We start from the raw sequence: 17,929 nt of genomic DNA on the forward strand, positions 1-17,929 counted from the left end.
CCGCAAAGGCGATTGCGGTGCCACAAGAACTTGGCACGGCATTGCCAAAGGCGCGGCGGGGGGCAAGGCGTCTGTTTTGGTCATATTCTGAATAGGGTAGGTCATGCGCGCACCCATTGATAAATCCATACTTCCGACAATTTGCGATCATATCCTGCGAAATGGCCCGATATTTCAACCGGCCCATCCCCCGAGGGGGCGATATCGACCACAATCCGCCAATCGTTCGTGTTTGGCAGCTTTTCATGATGCATATGGGAAATGGTTCCCCCGTTTACATCGACCACCGGTGCTAAATTTTCGTCATCGGCGGGAAGTTGCGCGATGATGCCACCACGGAAATCGACAACGAATTTACGCGTCGCCCCATCATGCGGCGTGCCCGATACCCCGCCATGCCCGGCGCGGGTTTCAAACACATGCGCCAACTCTGCCTCGTCATTCTCGGGCAGGGCGCCCCAGATCAGATCGTAGTTGAATTCAAGCGAATCGCCCGCTTTCGCGGGGGCCTCGGGGACCCAGAAGGCGACGATATTATCGTTTGTTTCCAAGTCGGTTGGAATTTCCAACAGCCGTACGAAGCCTTTGCCCCAGTCGCCACGCGGGCGCACCATGATCGAGGGCCGTTCCTCGTAATGGGCTTCGGCGTCTTGGTAGTTGGCAAAGTCGCGATCGCGCTGCATCAGGCCGAAACCAATCGGGCTTTCTTCCGACAAGAAGCTGCCCGCTAGCCGCGCGGGATTGTTCAGGGGGCGCCAAAGAATGTCGCCGCCCGCACGCAGCACCTTCAGCCCGTCGCTGTCGTGGACATTGGGGCGGTAATCGTCGAACGCGGCGCGGTTCTTTTCCGAATAGAGGAACATGCTGGTCAGCGGGGCAACCCCCAGAACCGAAATGTCCTTGCGTAAAAACAGCCGCGCGGTGACCCCGATGGTCGTATTGCGACCGGGGACGATTTCAAACCGATAAGCCCCCGTCAGGCTGTCACTTTCCATCGCGGCGTAGACGACAATTCGCGACGGGTCGGTGCCGCGATCGATATAGAATCGTGAAAAGCGGGGGAATTCCTCGCCCGACGTGGCGCCGGTATTGACGGCCAATCCGCGCGCGCTGGCGCCATAGGTATTGCCCCGCCCCAAGGCGCGGAAATAGCTGGCACCCAAAAACGCGATAAGCTCGTCCATGATATCGGGGCGGTTCAGCGCGTAATGCAGGCGGAAACCCGCAACGCCCGGAAGGTCGAAATGGGCGGGAACGCGCGCCGCCAGATCACCGCGATAGTCGAAGTCATCGCTGGAAAAGATCATCGGGCGGGCTTGGTTGCCGCTGATTTCGAACAGGCGCACCGGCTCGGTAAACAGCCAGCCCATATGGAAGGCTTGCAGACGGAACGGCGCGGCATCGGCTGTGCCACGCGCGCGTTCGGGCCGGAAGGCGATCGACCGGTAGTCGTCATAGTCCAGCCCCGTCAGGAAGCTGTCTGTCACGCGTTCAGCCGTATAGGGCTGTTGCGACAAGGTTTTCATCTCGTCGCTCAGCCGGTCATAGCTGAACGGGACGGGCCCGTCCGGCAGATCTCCAGGCGCCACTTGCGCCCATGTCCCCTGTGCCAGAGGCAGCATGCTGGCTGCCATCGCCGCGCTGGTCAAAAGCCGGCGGCGGGTAAGGGGCGGGGGTGTCGTTTCGTTCGGAAGCTTCGAGGGGGTCGCCATCTGCACACAGATACCTGAGTTTGGGTTCAACACCCGGCCCCGGACCCGCCCGAGAATCGCCTGCGGGGGCCACGACGACCGCATTGCGTCTTTCATTTACATGCCGCAATTTGCCTTTCAAGAGTGCAAGATCAAGGTCTTCTGCGGGTCTGCTATGCGTTTTGCGAACAGCCGTAGCGGCATCTTGCTTATTGGGCTGCGCGCTGTCAGAACAAATCCGCCGGAAGGGGGCTTAAATGATTATTAGGGTTGCGAAATCTGCGGATTCAATTTCAATCGCTGCGGTTTATAATGACGCTGTTTTAAATAGCGTTGCCGTCTGGAACGAAACACCTGTCACGCCTCAAAATCGGGCAGATTGGATGGCCGCCCGTCAGGCCGATGGATTTCCGGTTCTGGTGGTCGAGGATTCGCAGGGCGAAGTGGTGGGTTTTGCCAGCTATGGGCCCTTCCGCGCCTTCGATGGATTCCGCCTGACGGTCGAACATTCGGTCTACGTGCGGGCCGACCAACGCGGGCGCGGCATGGGGCGGGCGCTGTTGCAGGCGCTGATCGAATATGCCCGCAAGCAGGGCATCCATGTGATGGTGGCCGGCATCGCGGCCGAGAACGAGGGCTCGATCCGATTGCATCAGCACTTGGGTTTCAAAACGGTCGGGCTGTTGCCGCAGGTGGGCGTGAAATTCGGTCGTTGGCTGGATTTGGCCTTTTTACAGCTGCAACTTGACGAAGGACCCGCACCAAAGCGCGAATGAACGCGCCTTTGCCTTGACTTCCGCCCGCCGTGGCGGTGTATCGGCGCTAAAGCTTCCAAGGGGATCGCACGCATGCACGCCTATCGCAGCAACACCTGCGCAGAACTGAACGCCGCCCATGTCGGTCAAAACGTCCGCCTGTCTGGCTGGGTTCATCGGGTGCGCGACCACGGTGGTATCTTGTTCATCGACCTGCGCGACCATTACGGGATCACGCAGGTTCTGTGTGACCCCGACAGCCCGGCCTTCGCCGAGGTCGAAAAGGTGCGCGCCGAATGGTGTATCCGCATCGACGGCGTCGTGAAGGCGCGCGATGCCTCGCTGGTGAATACCAAGCTGGCCACCGGCGAAATCGAAGTCTTTGTGCAAGACATCGAAGTGCTGGGCGCTGCAGCTGAACTGCCGCTGCAGGTTTTTGGCGAGCAAGAATACCCCGAAGAAACCCGTCTGCGCTACCGCTACCTTGACCTGCGCCGCGAGGATATGCAGCGCAAGATGACCCTGCGTTCGGATGTGGTCGCCTCGATCCGCCAGCGTATGTGGGGCAAGGGCTTCCGCGAATACCAAACGCCGATCATCACGTCGTCCTCGCCCGAAGGCGCGCGCGACTTCCTGATCCCGTCGCGTCTGCACCCGGGCAAGTTCTATGCGCTGCCGCAGGCGCCCCAGCAGTTCAAGCAGCTGCTGATGGTGTCCGGCTTTGACAAGTATTTCCAGATCGCGCCGTGCTTCCGCGACGAAGACCCGCGCGCTGACCGCAGCCCGACCGACTTCTACCAGCTCGACATGGAAATGTCGTTCGTCACCCAAGACGACGTGTTCGCGACGATCCAGCCCGTGCTGAGCGGCCTGTTCGAGGAGTTTGGCGGCGGCCGCAAGGTCGACACCGAATGGCCGCAGATTTCTTACAAAGACGCGGCGCTGTGGTATGGCAGCGACAAGCCCGACCTGCGTAACCCGATCAAGATGCAGGTCGTATCCGAGCATTTCGCGGGTTCAGGCTTTGCCGTGTTCGCCAAGCTGCTGGAACAAGACGGCACCGAAATCCGCGCGATTCCGGCCCCGACCGGCGGCAGCCGCAAGTTCTGTGACCGCATGAACGTCTGGGCCCAAAAAGAGGGTCTGCCGGGCATGGGCTATATCTTCTGGCGCGAGGCCGAGGATGGCTCGGGCATGGAAGCCGCTGGCCCCTTGGCCAAGAACATCGGCCCCGAGCGGACCGAGGCGATCCGTCAACAATTGGGCCTTGGCCTTGGCGATGCCGCGTTCTTCCTGGGCGGCAAGCCCGCCGTGTTTGAAAAGGTTGCCGGCAAGGCCCGCAACGTGATCGGCGAAGAACTGGGCCTGACCGAGAAAGACCGTTTTGCGTTCGCATGGATCGTCGACTTCCCGATGTTCCAGCAAGATGCCGAAACTGGCGCTTACGAATTCGAACACAACCCCTTCTCGATGCCGCAAGGTGGCCTTGAGGCGCTGAACGGCGACCCGCTGGCCGTGCGCGGCTTCCAGTACGATCTGGCCTGTAACGGGTACGAGCTGGTCTCGGGTGCGATCCGGAACCACCAGCCGGAAATCATGTTCAAGGCGTTCGAAATCGCGGGCTACGGCCCCGATGAAGTGCGCCGCCGTTTTGGCGGCATGGTCAACGCCTTTACCTACGGCGCGCCGCCCCACGGTGGTTGTGCAGCTGGTATCGACCGTATCGTGATGCTGCTGGCAGATGAACAGAACATCCGCGAGGTGATCCTGTTCCCGATGAACCAACGCGCCGAAGACGTCATGATGGGCGCCCCGAACGAGCCGACGAACGAACAACTGCGCGAGCTGCGCCTGCGCGTTCTGCCGCCGGAAGCCTAATCATTCCCTGCCGCGGCCTAGGTCGCGGCAGATCTTCACGAAGGAGAGCTGCCTATGACTATCACCTCTGTCATCGTTGTTTACGCGGTCAGCTGGTTCATGGTGCTGTTCATCGTCCTGCCGATCGGCCTGCGCACGCAGGGCGATGTGGGCGAGATTGTGCCGGGCACCCACGCATCGGCCCCCGCCAACTTCGACTTCAAGCGGACTGTAAAAATCACGACGCTTTGGGCCGTCATCACGGGCAGCCTGATTTGCGCGATTATCTTGTCGGGTGTGATCAAGGTGCGTGACCTTGATGTGTTCCACCGCATGAACCCGCCGACCGAAATGCAAGAACCGCATGTGATCGAGCGGCGGACCCACACGAACTGATTATTGCGCCATCCGCGTCACGATCTGGTCAAGGTCTGGGCGCGGGCGGTCGCTAGGCTGCGTGCCAGCCGTGCCGATATGGACGAACCCGACCAGCTGTTCGTCGGGCGCCAAACCCAGACCGTCTTGCAGGAAAGGACGGTCGTAAGCGGCCCATCCGGTCAACCAATTCGCGCCAAAGCCGCTCGCCAGCGCGGCATTCACCAGCCCCAGCGCAACAGCGCCTGCGGTATAGGTTTGTTCAATCGCGGGCACTTTGTCTGTCGGGCGCGGCACTTGCACCACGGCGATGGCAAACGGGCTTTGGCTGAACTGGGTGACAGCCTTCAGCTTTGGGCCGTCTTCCTTCCCCAGCGCTTGGCCGCGCGTTTCGGCCAGCGCCGCCAGCCTGTCCAGCGCGCCGCGTTCCAGAATGATAAAGCGGAACGGTTCCAGCTTGCCGTGGTCGGGCGTGCGGGCGGCGGCGGTTAGGATTTGCGTCAACACCTCGCCCTCGGGGGTGGGCAGGCCCAGCAGCCGCGCGGGATGCGAGCGGCGGTGCAACAAAAACGAAAGCGGGGAATGGGTCATCGGCTTCCTTCGTCGGTTCGATGGTCGTTTTCTGTGTGGGGGCTTTGTTCCCCGCGCAGGGCAGGATAAACTGTCCCCCATGGATATGACAGATCTTGCCGTTACCGGTGCCGAAATTGCGGTGCGCGTGACGCCCCGCGCATCGCGGGCGCGCATTTTGCACGACGATGACGGCACTATCCGCGTCTATGTCACAGTCCCGCCCGAGGACGGCAAAGCCAATGCCGCCGTCGCAGCGCTGCTTGCCAAGGCGATGGGAATCCCCAAAAGCCAACTTCAATTGATTCGCGGCGCCACCGCCCGCGACAAGGTGTTTCGACTGCTATGAAAGCTATTCGCGTGCGCTGCGGTTTGTTGACGGTTCTGTTTGCCACGCTTTTGCTGGCGGCTTGCGGGGCCCCGCAAACCACCAGCGCCCCGTCCACGTCACCCAAACCATCCACCAGTGCCAGCGCAGGGGCGGGTCAGCCCGATCTGGCGCTGCGGGCGCAAGGCTTCGTCTATGCGGCATCGAACATCGAACCCGTGGCCGAGGCAGTCTGTCGCGATTACGCGGCCAAGCAAAACGTGCCGCGCAACTGCAACTTCCGCATCGTGATCGATGATCAGTCCGACATCGGCGCGAACGCCTATCAAACGCTGGACGCGAACGGCAACCCCATCATCGCGCTGACGGTCGATCTGCTGCTGATGGTGGCCAATAGCGACGAAATCGCCTTTATTCTGGCGCACGAGGCCTCGCACCATATTCTGGGGCACCTACAGCAGCGCGATTTGGACGCGGCGCGCGCATCGGCGGTCGCGCAGCGTATCGCCGGGTCACTGCCCATCGCCCCCGAGGGCGCATTGCGCAATGCGGCCGAGATCGGGGCCGCCTATGGCGCGCTGCGCTATTCGAAAGACTATGAACTACAGGCCGATTCGCTGGGCACTGTCATCGCGGCCGAGGCAGGCTTCGATCCGCTGCGCGGGGCGGCCTTCTTCTTCCGCATTCCAGACCCGGGGAACCAAATCCTTGGCAGCCACCCCGCCAATGCCGAGCGGCTGAGCGTTATCCGCACCACCTACCGCGATTATGTGGCGCAAAAGGCGGGCAGCTAGCGGGGGCGCCGGTTAAACCGGCGTGCCCCACAGGTCGTAATCCTCGGCCTCGTCCACTGTCACGCGCACGATGTCGCCGACGGCCATGGTCTCGGTGCCTTCGTCGATAAACAGGTTGCCGTCGATCTCGGGGGCGTCGGCCTTGGTCCGGCAGGTCGCGACGCCATCTTCGATTTCATCGATAATGACATCCATCTGCAGGCCTACCTTGGCCTGCAGCTTGGCGGCGGAAATGGCCTGCGCCTTTTCCATAAAGCGGTTCCAGCGGTCTTGCTTCACCTCGTCCGGCACATGGTCGGGCAGCAGGTTCGAACGCGCGCCGGCGACGTTTTCGTATTGGAAGCAACCGACGCGATCCAGTTGCGCCTCGTCCAGCCAGTCCAGCAGAGTCTGGAACTCGGCCTCGGTCTCGCCGGGGTAACCGACGATAAAGGTCGAGCGCAGGGTGATATCGGGGCAGACATCGCGCCACGCGGCGATTTCATCCAGCGTCTTGGCGGCGGCAGCTGGGCGGGCCATGCGGCGCAGCACATCGGGGTGGGCGTGTTGGAACGGGATGTCGAGGTAAGGCAGAATCAACCCATCCGCCATCAGCGGGATCATGTCGCGCACATGCGGGTAAGGGTAGACGTAATGCATCCGCACCCACGCGCCTAAACTGCCCAGATCACGCGCCAGATCGGTAATATGCGCGCGGTGGCCACGCTCGGTGGCATATTTCAGGTCGACCCCATAGGCCGAGGTATCTTGGCTGATGACCAGCAGTTCTTTCACGCCGCTTTGCACCAGCTTTTCAGCCTCGCGCACGATGGCGTGGGCAGGGCGGCTGGCCAGACGGCCGCGCATGTCGGGGATGATGCAGAATTTGCACTTGTGGTTACAGCCCTCGGAAATCTTGAGGTAGCTGTAATGGCGCGGGGTCAGTTTGATCCCCGCCGCCGGCAGTAAATCCACGAACGGATCGGGCGAGGGCGGCACAGCGCCATGCACAGCATCCAGCACCTGCTCATATTGGTGCGGGCCGGTGACGGCCAAAACCTTGGGGTGCACGCCCGTGATGTATTCAGGTTCTGCGCCCAAACAGCCGGTGACAATTACCTTGCCGTTTTCCTGCAGGGCTTCGCCAATCGCCTCGAGGCTTTCGGCCTTGGCCGAATCAAGGAAGCCGCAGGTGTTGACGATGACCGCATCTGCCCCGGAATAGTCGGGGCTGATGGCATAGCCTTCGGCACGCAGGCGCGTCAGGATGCGTTCGCTGTCAACAAGGGCCTTTGGGCAGCCAAGGCTGACCATGCCGATGGTCGGTTGACCGGGTCGGGGGGCCGTGTCGAAACGCGGACGCGGGGCTAGATCGGGGCGAAGATCGGGCGGATTTTGCGACATTCGCGCCGTATATATCGCCGCCGCGCGCGCGAAAAGGGGCTTCTTTGCCCCTTGGGTCACGCTTTGCGGCGTCGCAGCATGGCTTTCACTTCGCGGATGTCGAATGCGCCGAGCGCCTGGCCCGTGACAAAGTAGACACCCATGCCGCCAAACACCAGAATCATCAGCGCCAGATAGCGCATGTGGCCCGGCCCAAGCAGCGGTTGCAGCGCCCATGTGCCTAGGCCAAGCGCCACGCCCATGATGCCCGCCGCCACGCAGATCCGCCACGCACGGCGGCGTAGTTGCGCGTCGATTTGCGCGGCAAGCCCCATGTTGCGGCTGCCCGACCATAGTTGTGCGACCATTCCCCAGCCCGCCAGCGTGGTCCCCAGTGCGGCGGCGACAAAGCCGATGAACGGCGCCAATGCAACCGCTGCAACCGCGTTGACCACCAGCGCCACCAAGGCAAACCGGAACGGGCTGCGGGTATCTTCGCGGGCGTAATAAAGGGGCTGCAGAACCTTTTGCAGCACGAAAGCAGGCAGGCCCAGCCCGTAGACCGCCAAAACCAGCGCGGTCGCGGCGGTGTCATCGGCGGTGAAGGCGCCACGTTGATACATCACCGAAATCAGCGGCACGGCGATCACCACCAGCGCGACGGCCGCCGGAATCGACAGCATCAGCGCGAATTCGGTCGAGCGGTTCAGCGCCTGCCGCCCGCCCGCATCATCTTTTGCACCCAAACGGCGCGATAGTTCAGGCAGCAGCACCACACCAATCGCGGCACCGACCACGCCCAAAGGCAGTTGATACAGCCGGTCGGCATAGGCCAGCCAGTTGATCGCCCCGTCGAAATAGCTGGCGACTTGGCGGCCAACCAGCAGGTTGATTTGCACGACCCCGCCCGCCAAAATCGCAGGGAAGGCGATAATGGCCAGGCGCTTCATCTCGGGCGTCAGGCGAGGGCGTTGCAGGCCGATGTTGAATCCCGCGCGGCGCGATGCCAGCCATACCGTCGCTAGCTGGAACACGCCGGCGATTGGCACCGCCCATGCCAGCGCCAGCCCGATCCGTGTGCCATCGCCGCCGCCCGGCAGCGCATCAAAATGCGCGCCAATCAGGATGGCGGGGATGAAGGTCAGGTTCAATAGCGCTGGGGCCGCAGCCGCGGCGCGGAACCGCCCCGAGGCGTTTAAGACCCCCGACAGCAGTGCCGTCAGCGAGATCAGTAGAATATAGGGAAACGCCACGCGCCCGTAGCTGGTGGCCAGCCCGAACCGCGCGTCGCCCGCAAAGCCCGAGGCCATTGCCCAGACCAGCGCAGGCATGATCAAAATGCACAGCACCGAAAACAGCGTCAGGATGAACGTCATCCCCGAAAACGCGTCGCGGGCGAAGCCCTGCGGGTCATCGCCGCTTTCCAGCTTTTTCGAAAACATCGGGATGAAGGCCATGCCGAACGCGCCCTCGGCAAAGAAGCGGCGGAACATGTTGGGCAGCGAAAAGGCGATGTTGAACGCCTCGGCCACGGGGCCCGTGCCCAGATAGGCCGCCATCAGAATGTCGCGGGCAAAGCCCAAAATGCGGCTGAGGAATGTCCAAAGCCCCACGGTGACGAAGTTCGTCGCCAGCCGGATGGGGGATGTGGTGCGCTGCGGGGTGTCGGTCACGATCGGGCCCTTTCGGCACCTTGGGCAATGGCCTCGCGCAGCTTGGCTTCAAGCTGTTGGCGACGGCCTTCGGCGTGGAATTTCAGGCCGAACATGTCTTTGACGTAGAAGGTATCAACGGCCTGTTCGCCGTAGGTTGCAATCACGGCGGATGCGAGGTTCGCGTTCTGCGCCGCCAGCGTGCGCACCAGATCGTGCAGCAGGCCGGGGCGGTCGCGGGTGTCGACCTCGATAATGGTGTAGATGTCCGACCCTTCGTTATCAAAGGTGATGAGGGTCGGCACATTGAACGCGCGTTCGCGTTTCTTGATCTTGTCGCGTTCCTTCATCGCTTCGCGCGGGACAACCTCGCCCTTCATGGTGCGGTCGATCATCTGGCGCAGGCGGGGCAGGCGCGCGGCCTCGAACGGGCGACCATCGGCGTCCTGTACCCAGAAGGTCGCGGTCGCGTAGCCGTCTTTGCTGGTATAGGTGCGGGCATCAACAACGTTTGCGCCCACAAGGGCGAGGGCGCCGGTCATACGCGAGAACAGGCCGGGGTGGTCGGCCATGGCAAAGCTGGCGCGGGTCGCGTCGCGTTCGGGGTCGGGGGTCAGGTCGATGCGAATTTCGGTGTCGCTGATGCCACGCAGCAAGTTCGCGAAGACCAGATGCGCCGAATGGGGCAGGCCCTGCCAATAGGGGCCGTAATGCCGCGCGGTTTCTGCGCGCAGGTCGGTTGAGGGCCAGTCGGCAAGGGCCTCGCGCAGGGCGCGCTTCGCCTCGTCCTCGCGGGTGTGGCGCGACAGGCTATCGGGGCCGATGGCCAAAACCTCGGTGGTCGAGCGGTGCAGGCTGCGGATCAGTGCGGCTTTCCAGTTGTTCCACGTGCCGGGGCCAACACCACGAATGTCGCAGACGGTCAGCACGGTCAGCAGATCCAGCCGCTCGCGCGATTCGACCATTTTGGCAAAGGCGCGGACGGTGCGGGGTTCGGAAATATCGCGCTTTTGCGCGGTATCCGACATCAGCAGGTGGTGGCGGATCAGCCATTCGACTGTCTCGGTCTCGCGCTTGGATAGGCCAAGGCGGGGGGCGACGCGGCGGGCGATTTGTGCGCCCAGCACCGAATGGTCTTCCTCGCGCCCTTTGCCGATGTCATGCAGCAGCAGCGCCACATAAATCACGCGGCGGCTGATGCCTGCGCTGACAATGTCGCTGACCAAAGGCAGGTCATCGTGCAGCTTGCCTGCCTCGATCTGCGAGAGGTTCGAGATGCATTGGAACGTGTGTTCGTCCACCGTGTAGTGGTGATACATGTTGAACTGCATCATCGCGACGATAGGTTCGAATTCGGGGATGAACGCGGCCAGCACACCAATTTCGTTCATGTGCCGCAAAATGCGCGCCGGGTTGCCGTGGCGCAGCATCAGATCAAGGAAGATCCGGTTGGCCGCGCGGCTTTCGCGCATGGCATCGTCGATCAGGTGCAGGTTGGCGGCGACCAGACGCAGGGCATCAGGATGGATCGACGCGCCCATGCGGACGCTTTCCTCGAAAATGCGCAAGAGGTTCAGGTTGTCAGCCAAAAACGCCTTTTCATCCGCGACAGTCAGGCGGTTGTTCTTCAGCGCATAGGGGGCCGCCACGGGGCGCTTGCGGGTGAACAGGCGCGACAGCATGGGGACGGGCTTGATCAGCTTATCTTCTTGAACGGTCAAGAAAATACGGGTCAACTCGCCCACTTTGGTCGCGTGGCGGAAGTAGTCCTGCATGAAATGCTCGACCGCGCGGCGCCCGCCGCGATCACGGTAGCCCATGCGGGCGGCAACCTCGACCTGCATGTCGAAAGACAGCAAATCGACGGCGCGCCCTGCAATCAGGTGCAGGTGGCAGCGCACGGCCCATAGGAAATCTTCGGCCAGCCGGAAGGTGTCATATTCATCGGCGGTGAAAACGCCCTTTTTCACCAACTGCGCCGCGTCCTGCACGTTGTAGACGTATTTGCCGATCCAATACAGGGATTGCAGGTCGCGCAGCCCGCCTTTGCCCTCTTTCACATTCGGCTCGACCATATAGCGCTGGCCACCTTGTTTCACGTGACGCTCGGCCCGTTCGGTCAGTTTGGCCTCGATGAACTCACCGGCGGTGTTCTTGAACACGTCATTCCACAGGCGCGTGCGCAGGGTGTTGAACAGCGCCTCTTTGCCGGCAATGAAGCGGGCCTCGACCATGGATGTGCGGATGGTGAAATCCTGCCGCGCCATCTGCAGGCAGTCATCGACGGTGCGCGAGGAATGCCCGACTTTCAGCTTGAGATCCCACAGGGTGTACAGCAGCGCTTCGATTACCGCCTCGGTCTCGCGCGTCATGGTGGTGCGCGTGATGAACAGCAGGTCGACGTCGGAAAACGGCGCCATCTCGCCGCGACCATAGCCGCCAACCGCCACCATGGTCAGATCGCCCTCGATCGGCGCGGGCTGCATCGGGCCGCGCGCGATAGTGAAGGCCAATGTCACAACGCAGTCGGTTAGCCATGCATAGGCATGGGTGGTGCTGCGGCTGTCGTGCGGGTTTGCGCTGAACCCCGCTGCGATCACCGCACGCCCATCCGCCATGGCCGACGACAGCACCGCGACCGTCTGGCGGCGGATTTCCATCGGGTCCGCCACCCCGTCGATGGTCTGCGCAAGGCGATCTGTCACGGCGGGAAGGTCGAAAATCTCGTGGGCCGGACGGATCATTCCGTCCGGCATGGGAAGTGCAGGTAGCCCGATGATGGTCGCGTTAGGACGACGAGCCGCCGAAGCTGCGGGGGGCGGGGTCAAGGATGTTCACCATGTTGTTGCGGATCTCGGCGACAGCCAATCCGCGCTGTGTTGTGCCATCAGGCAAGAAACGGAAGATGCCCGACGTGCCTTCGAACCCTTGCGATTGCAACAGGGCATTGCGCGACAAGGCATTGTCGCCGCCGCGTTGCAGCAGGGCGCCGATGGCTGCGATGCCGTCATAGGCAAGGCTCGCCAACGGGTGCGGCGGTTGGCCGTAGCGCGCGCCGTAGCGGGTTTCGAATGCGGTCACGCGGGCTTGGTCGGGCAGTGTAAAGACGCCGCCCTGCAGGCCCGGCAGGGTCAGCGCCTGCGACGTGGCGTTCCAGCGGGTCAGGCCCATCAGGCGGGTGGTTTCCAGATTTACGCCGGATTCGGGCAGGATGGTCGCCAGAATGGGCAGGTCGGCGTTGACGCTGGCGGTGGTGAACACGGCTTGCGCGCCGGAGTTATTCACGGTGGTTGCAATGCGGCGGGCCGCTGCAATCACATCAGATTGCGACAAGGGATAGGCCTCGACCCCCGCAACCGTGCCGCCGCGTGCGTTCACAGCCGCAACGATGGCGTCACGCCCCAGATTGCCGCCCAGATCATTGCCGTGGGCGACGACATAGCTGTTGATGCCCTGCGTGCTGGCATAGCCGACCAGGCGGTTCGCCGTGTCCGAGAAGGTCTGGCCCAGAATGAACACATTGCCGCCTGCGATGGTGGCGTTGTTCGAAAACGCCAGCACGTTCACGCCCGAATTGGCTACGGCGACGCCTGCAGCATTGGCTTCCTCGGCATATACAGGGCCGAGGATCACGGCTGCACCATCGGCGACGGCGGCGCGCGCCACGGTTGCGGCCTGCGTCGCATTGCCCGATGTCGGGTAGACGCGCAGGTCGATGCGGCTGGTGCCCAGATCGGCAATCGCCAGACGCGCCGCGTTTTCCAGATTCTGCGCGATCAGGTTATCGGTCGCTTGGGCCGAGCCTGCGGGCACCAGCAGCGCCACGCGTACAGTAGCGCCATTTGCGCCGGTGTTGCGGGTCGGGGTGTTGACCACGGGTTGGCAGGCCGCCAGTGCGGCAACGGCCAGCGCCGCGCCAAGGCGTCCAACGTAGCGACGTGAGATCAGTTTGCTAAGCATCCTAGGTCTTTCTCCCTACTAGTATCGCCTGCGCGCGCACCGGTTATCTGAAGCGCAGAAGTAAACGGGCCGCAAACGACTTGCAATCCGGCGTCATCATAGGGCAGGCAGGTCATGGGTCTAGGGAAGAATGCGAAATGGCTGGGTCTTTGCCGCTGACGGCGGGTCTTTATCTTGTGGCGACGCCCATCGGCAGCGCGCGCGACATCACGCTGCGCGCGCTGGATGTGCTGCGCATGGCCGATGTCATTGCGGCCGAGGACACGCGAACCGCGCGCAAGTTGATGGAAATTCATGGCGTTCCGCTGAACGGTCGCCGCCTTGTCGCGTTTCACGACCATTCGGGTGATGGCACTGTCGCCCACTTGGTGGCGCAGGTTCAGGATGGAAAATCAGTCGCTTACGTGTCCGAGGCCGGGACCCCGCTGGTCGCCGATCCGGGGTACGAGCTATCGCAGGGCATGATCGCCGCTGGCTTGCCTGTGACCGCAGCACCGGGCGCATCCGCAGTACTTACCGCACTGACGATTGGTGGATTGCCGACGGATCGCTTTTTATTCAACGGGTTTTTACCTTCGGCCCATGCGGCGCGGCAAACCGAACTGGCTGGTCTGCGCGATGTGCCCGCGACATTGGTGTTTTACGAATCGCCCAAGCGGTTGGCTGATTGCTTGGTCGATATGATGGCGGTTTTCGGCCCAAACCGCCGCGCCGCCATCTGCCGCGAGCTGACCAAGAAGTTCGAGGAAGTCCGTCGCGGTAGCCTGTCAGAGCTGGCCGCCTATTACGGCGAAAACGATGTGCGCGGCGAGGTAGTGGTGCTGGTCGATCGTGCCGGCGCGCAAGAAACGGGCGTTGCCGATGTCGAGGGCGCGCTGCGCGAGGCGATGCAGACCATGCGGATCAAGGATGCCGCAACCTTGGTCGCCGGTGCACTGAACTTGCCTCGCCGCGAGGTGTACCAGATTGCGCTGTCGATGGCGCAGGCGGATGACTAACGGACTGCGCAACACCCTGCAGGGCGCGGCGGCAGAAGACGCCGTGCTGCGCCATTATCAGGCGCTGGGCGCCAATCTGTTGCATCGGCGGTGGCGCGGGGCGGGAGCGGAAATCGACCTGATCTTGCAGCATGCCGACCTGACGCTGTTCGTCGAGGTGAAATCCGCCCCCACCTTCGACCGCGCCGCCTTTGCCCTGTCGCCTGCACAAGCGCAGCGCATTATACGGGCGGCAGATAGCTATATGGCGGGTCGCCTGCAGCCCACGCGTCTAGATCTGGCGTTAGTCGATGGCCAAGGCCACGTTCGCGTGATTGAAAACGCCTTCTTCATCTAAGCGGGATTGCGCCGGTGCGCGCCATCGGCCACAACCGTGCCCAGACACCCAAGGAGGCAAGACCATGGCGCTGAAAGTGGCCATTCAGATGGACCCGATCGAGTCCATCAACATTGACGGCGATTCGACCTTCCGTATCGCCCTCGAGGCGCAGGCCCGTGGCCATTCGCTGTTCTATTACACCCCCGACAAGCTGGCGTTCCAAGAAGGGCGCGTTACCGCACGCGGCTGGCCGCTGGAAGTGCGCCGTGAAAAGGGCAATCACTTCACGCTGGGCGACGAGGTCGAGGTCGATCTGGCCGATTATGATGTGGTCTGGCTGCGCCAAGACCCGCCGTTCGACATGGGTTACATCACGACGACGCATTTGCTGGATATGATCCACCCGAAAACGCTGGTCGTGAACGACCCGTTCTGGGTGCGCAATTACCCCGAAAAGCTGCTTGTTCTGCGCTTTCCCGAACTGACGCCGCCGACCGCCATCGCCCGCGATCTGGAAACGCTGCGCGCATTTCGCGCTAAACATGGCGACATCATTCTGAAACCGCTGTTCGGCAATGGCGGCGCAGGCGTGTTCAAGCTGACGGCGGACGACAGCAACCTCGCCTCGCTGTACGAAATGTTCACCTCGATCTCGCGCGAGCCGATGATCGTGCAGAAATACCTGCCGGACGTGCGCAAGGGCGACAAGCGGGTGATTCTGGTGGATGGCGAGCCTGTGGGTGCGATCAACCGCGTGCCGGCCTCGGGCGAGACACGGTCGAACATGCATGTCGGCGGGCGTCCCGAAAAGGTCGAGCTGACCCCGCGCGATCTGGAAATTTGCGCCAAGATCGGGCCTCTGCTGCACGAAAAGGGCCAGATTTTCGTCGGCATTGACGTGATCGGCGACTATCTGACCGAGATCAACGTGACATCCCCCACCGGCATCCAAGAGCTGGAGCGGTTCGACGGCACCAACACGGCCGCGAAAATCTGGGAAGCGATCGAACGTCGCCGCGCGGTCTAAATCCGCGCGTTACGGTCCGCGAAGGGCAATGGCTTCGGCCAGATGGGGGCGGGCAACAGCCTCGGCCCCATCCAGATCAGCAATCGTGCGGGCGACGCGCAAAATGCGCGTATAGCCACGGGCAGAGATCCCGAAATGGGCCAACGCGCGCTGCATGAACGCCTCACCCTCGGCCTCGATCAGGGTCGTTTTTTCCAAAGTATCCGGTGGGCAATCGGCATTGCTGCGCGCGCCCAGCGGTTCTAGCCGCTGGGTTTGCCGCATGCGCGCGGCAGCAACCCGCTGTGCAACGGAGGCGGAAGTTTCGGCCAGCGGGCCCCGCAGCGCGGTAATCGGCAAAGCTGGTACCGTGATGCGGATGTCGAACCGGTCCAACAACGGCCCCGAGACGCGGGCCATGTAATCTTGCCCGCAGCGCGGGGCGCGGGCGCATGCGCGGCTGGCGTCATCCATGTTGCCGCAGCGGCAGGGGTTCGCAGCGGCGACCAGCATGATGCGGCTGGGGTAACGCACATGGGCGGTGGCGCGGGCAATCCAAACCTCGCCGGTTTCGAGCGGTTGGCGCAGGCTATCCAGAACGGTGCGCTGGAATTCGGGCAGCTCGTCCAGAAATAACACGCCGTTGTGGGCCAGCGACACCTCGCCCGGGGTAGCACGCCGCCCCCCGCCAATGATCGCCGGCATCGAGGCGCCATGATGCGGGCTGCGAAACGGGCGCTGCAGGCTGATCCCGCCCTGTAACAAGCCCGCGACGGATTGCACCATGGCCGTGTCTAACGCCTCGGCAGGTGAAAGCGGCGGCAGAATGCCGGGCAAGCAACTGGCCAGCAGTGACTTTCCGGCACCGGGTGGGCCGACCATCAGCAGGTTGTGCCCGCCGGCTGCGGCGATTTCCAACGCGCGCTTGGCGGCATCCTGACCGCGCACATGGGCCAAATCTTGCGCACCGCCCACGGGCGGTCGCGCCAGCGGGGGTCGTGCTGCGGGCAGGGGGCTGGTGCCTGTCAGGTGCGACAGTGCGGCAGGCAGGCTATCGGCGCCGAAAACGGTGGCGGCGGAAACCCACGCGCCCTCGGGGGCGTTTTGCTGCGGCACGAGCAGCGCTTTCCCTTCGCTTGCGGCGGCAAGGGCAGCAGGCAGTGCGCCCGCCACGGGCACAAGGCGGCCATCCAGCGACAACTCGCCAAGGCTGAGGAGGCTTTCGGCGTTTTCACGTGGAAACACATCCATCGCCGCCAGCAGCGCGATGGCGATGGGCAGGTCGTAATGCGACCCTTCTTTGGGCAGATCGCCGGGGGAGAGGTTTACCGTGATACGGCGCGCGGGCATGGCCATTGCCATTGCAGCCAGTGCGGCCCGCACCCGCTCGCGCGATTCGCTGACGGCTTTGTCGGGCAGGCCGACGATCGCAAAGCCCGGTATCCCGGGCGAGAGTGCGCATTGCACTTCAATCAGGCGGGGCTCGATTCCCTCGAACGCCACGGAATAGCTGCGCGCCAGCATCGGGTCTTTCCCAGTCGTTTGCGCGATCAGGCCCGATCTTGGTTTACGAACAGTTAATGCGCGTAAATTTAACGCGCAGCATCATCCCTTGGTGGCAATGTGCGGCACAGTACCGCCAGATCATCGGCAATGGCGGCGATGCGGGTGTCGATGGCTTGCAGGCGTTCTTCGACGGCGGTCAGGCGCAACTCGTCCAGTTTTTCGTGAATACGCATGATCTCCAACTCGGATTTCAGGTTCACTTCGTAGTCGTTTGCAGCGGCGTCGCGGTCTTTTTGGGCCTGCCGGTTTTGCGACATCATAATGATCGGCGCCTGAAATGCCGCGACCATCGACAGCACCAGATTGAGGAAGATGAACGGGAAGGGGTCCGGCGGGTGCGTCAGTAAAAACCCGTTCAGGGCCACCCACGAGACAAGAACCAAGGCAAACAAGCCGATGAATGTCCACGACCCGCCGAATGACGCGACTTTATCGGCAATGCGCCCACCCAGCGTGTCGTCGTGCTGTGCAGGGTCGCGGGCGACGGGCTTGCGTTCGGCCATGTGCAGCAACACGCGGCGGTCGCGGTCGGTCAGGTCGGCGAAGGGCTTCTTCATCAGATGCTCGGCCAGATGTTTGTAGCGTGTGTCCATCAGGTGCCTCGCGGTTGTATGGATTGGCGCCATGCTGCGACAGGCGTTTGCGCTTGTCCATGCGCCGCGTGTTGTAGGGCGGGGGCAAAGGGCTTAGCCTAGG

16 protein-coding genes are annotated in these 17,929 nt (G+C 62.7%); 8 read left to right on the forward strand and 8 right to left on the reverse strand.

What is annotated here, in order from left to right:
* Positions 1-101: 101 nt before the first annotated feature.
* Entirely contained in the window at positions 102-1,712 is a 1,611-nt protein-coding gene (locus BVG79_RS01285) for a glucan biosynthesis protein G (protein WP_085785304.1), read from the reverse strand.
* 236 nt (positions 1,713-1,948) lie between these two features.
* Between BVG79_RS01285 and BVG79_RS01290 the strand changes: the two genes are divergently transcribed.
* The 3 genes from BVG79_RS01290 to BVG79_RS01300 all read left to right on the forward strand — a co-directional run bounded on the left by BVG79_RS01290 (position 1,949) and on the right by BVG79_RS01300 (position 4,699).
* Positions 1,949-2,467, forward strand: a complete 519-nt coding sequence (locus tag BVG79_RS01290; protein ID WP_085785305.1) for a GNAT family N-acetyltransferase — start codon at positions 1,949-1,951, stop codon at positions 2,465-2,467.
* Between the two features lie 72 nt (positions 2,468-2,539).
* Complete coding sequence (gene aspS, locus BVG79_RS01295; protein ID WP_085785306.1) at positions 2,540-4,324, forward strand: aspartate--tRNA ligase; 1,785 nt, start codon at positions 2,540-2,542, stop codon at positions 4,322-4,324.
* A 54-nt stretch (positions 4,325-4,378) separates the two neighbouring features.
* Complete coding sequence (locus BVG79_RS01300) at positions 4,379-4,699, forward strand: DUF1467 family protein (RefSeq protein ID WP_085785307.1); 321 nt, start codon at positions 4,379-4,381, stop codon at positions 4,697-4,699.
* Here the strand turns inward: BVG79_RS01300 and BVG79_RS01305 are convergent, their stop codons facing one another.
* On the reverse strand, positions 4,700-5,269 hold the full coding sequence (locus tag BVG79_RS01305) for a nitroreductase family protein (protein WP_085785308.1): 570 nt from the start codon (positions 5,267-5,269) through the stop codon (positions 4,700-4,702).
* Positions 5,270-5,348: 79 nt separating this feature from the next.
* On the opposite strand from BVG79_RS01305, the gene BVG79_RS01310 reads away from it, so the two are divergent.
* Positions 5,349-5,597, forward strand: a complete 249-nt coding sequence (locus BVG79_RS01310) for a DUF167 domain-containing protein (protein ID WP_085785309.1) — start codon at positions 5,349-5,351, stop codon at positions 5,595-5,597.
* Positions 5,594-6,370 (forward strand): M48 family metallopeptidase, encoded by a 777-nt coding sequence (locus BVG79_RS01315; RefSeq protein WP_085785310.1) that lies wholly within the window; start codon positions 5,594-5,596, stop codon positions 6,368-6,370. The genes BVG79_RS01310 and BVG79_RS01315 overlap by 4 nt, the downstream gene beginning before the upstream one ends.
* Before the next feature lie 12 nt (positions 6,371-6,382).
* Here BVG79_RS01315 and rimO read toward each other — a convergent pair whose 3' ends face one another.
* From rimO to BVG79_RS01335, 4 genes are read right to left on the reverse strand one after another with little or no spacing between them, the layout of a single operon-like run.
* On the reverse strand, positions 6,383-7,753 hold the full coding sequence (rimO, locus tag BVG79_RS01320; RefSeq protein WP_085785311.1) for a 30S ribosomal protein S12 methylthiotransferase RimO: 1,371 nt from the start codon (positions 7,751-7,753) through the stop codon (positions 6,383-6,385).
* Positions 7,754-7,809: 56 nt separating this feature from the next.
* Positions 7,810-9,405, reverse strand: a complete 1,596-nt coding sequence (murJ, locus tag BVG79_RS01325; protein ID WP_198167865.1) for a murein biosynthesis integral membrane protein MurJ — start codon at positions 9,403-9,405, stop codon at positions 7,810-7,812.
* Positions 9,402-12,128: a [protein-PII] uridylyltransferase gene (locus tag BVG79_RS01330; protein ID WP_236951387.1), complete on the reverse strand. Its 2,727-nt coding sequence runs from the start codon at positions 12,126-12,128 to the stop codon at positions 9,402-9,404. Before BVG79_RS01330 ends, murJ begins: the two co-directional genes overlap by 4 nt.
* Positions 12,129-12,171: 43 nt before the next feature.
* Positions 12,172-13,344: a penicillin-binding protein activator gene (locus BVG79_RS01335; RefSeq protein ID WP_085785314.1), complete on the reverse strand. Its 1,173-nt coding sequence runs from the start codon at positions 13,342-13,344 to the stop codon at positions 12,172-12,174.
* 137 nt (positions 13,345-13,481) lie between these two features.
* Between BVG79_RS01335 and rsmI the strand changes: the two genes are divergently transcribed.
* From rsmI to gshB, 3 genes are all read left to right on the forward strand, one after another.
* On the forward strand, positions 13,482-14,342 hold the full coding sequence (gene rsmI / locus BVG79_RS01340; protein WP_085785315.1) for a 16S rRNA (cytidine(1402)-2'-O)-methyltransferase: 861 nt from the start codon (positions 13,482-13,484) through the stop codon (positions 14,340-14,342).
* Positions 14,335-14,679: a YraN family protein gene (locus tag BVG79_RS01345; protein WP_085785316.1), complete on the forward strand. Its 345-nt coding sequence runs from the start codon at positions 14,335-14,337 to the stop codon at positions 14,677-14,679. Before rsmI ends, BVG79_RS01345 begins: the two co-directional genes overlap by 8 nt.
* A gap of 64 nt (positions 14,680-14,743) precedes the next feature.
* Entirely contained in the window at positions 14,744-15,688 is a 945-nt protein-coding gene (gene gshB / locus BVG79_RS01350) for a glutathione synthase (protein WP_085785317.1), read from the forward strand.
* A gap of 9 nt (positions 15,689-15,697) precedes the next feature.
* Here gshB and BVG79_RS01355 read toward each other — a convergent pair whose 3' ends face one another.
* Together BVG79_RS01355 and BVG79_RS01360 are read right to left on the reverse strand one after the other, a co-directional pair.
* The gene (locus BVG79_RS01355; RefSeq protein WP_085785318.1) at positions 15,698-17,191 is read right to left on the reverse strand and encodes a YifB family Mg chelatase-like AAA ATPase; all 1,494 of its coding nucleotides are present in this window, start codon (positions 17,189-17,191) and stop codon (positions 15,698-15,700) included.
* A 68-nt stretch (positions 17,192-17,259) separates the two neighbouring features.
* Entirely contained in the window at positions 17,260-17,826 is a 567-nt protein-coding gene (locus BVG79_RS01360; protein ID WP_085785319.1) for a DUF1003 domain-containing protein, read from the reverse strand.
* Between the last annotated feature and the right edge of the window lie 103 nt (positions 17,827-17,929).

It is taken from the genome of Ketogulonicigenium robustum (genome assembly GCF_002117445.1).
Classification (GTDB): Bacteria; Pseudomonadota; Alphaproteobacteria; order Rhodobacterales; family Rhodobacteraceae; genus Ketogulonicigenium; species Ketogulonicigenium robustum.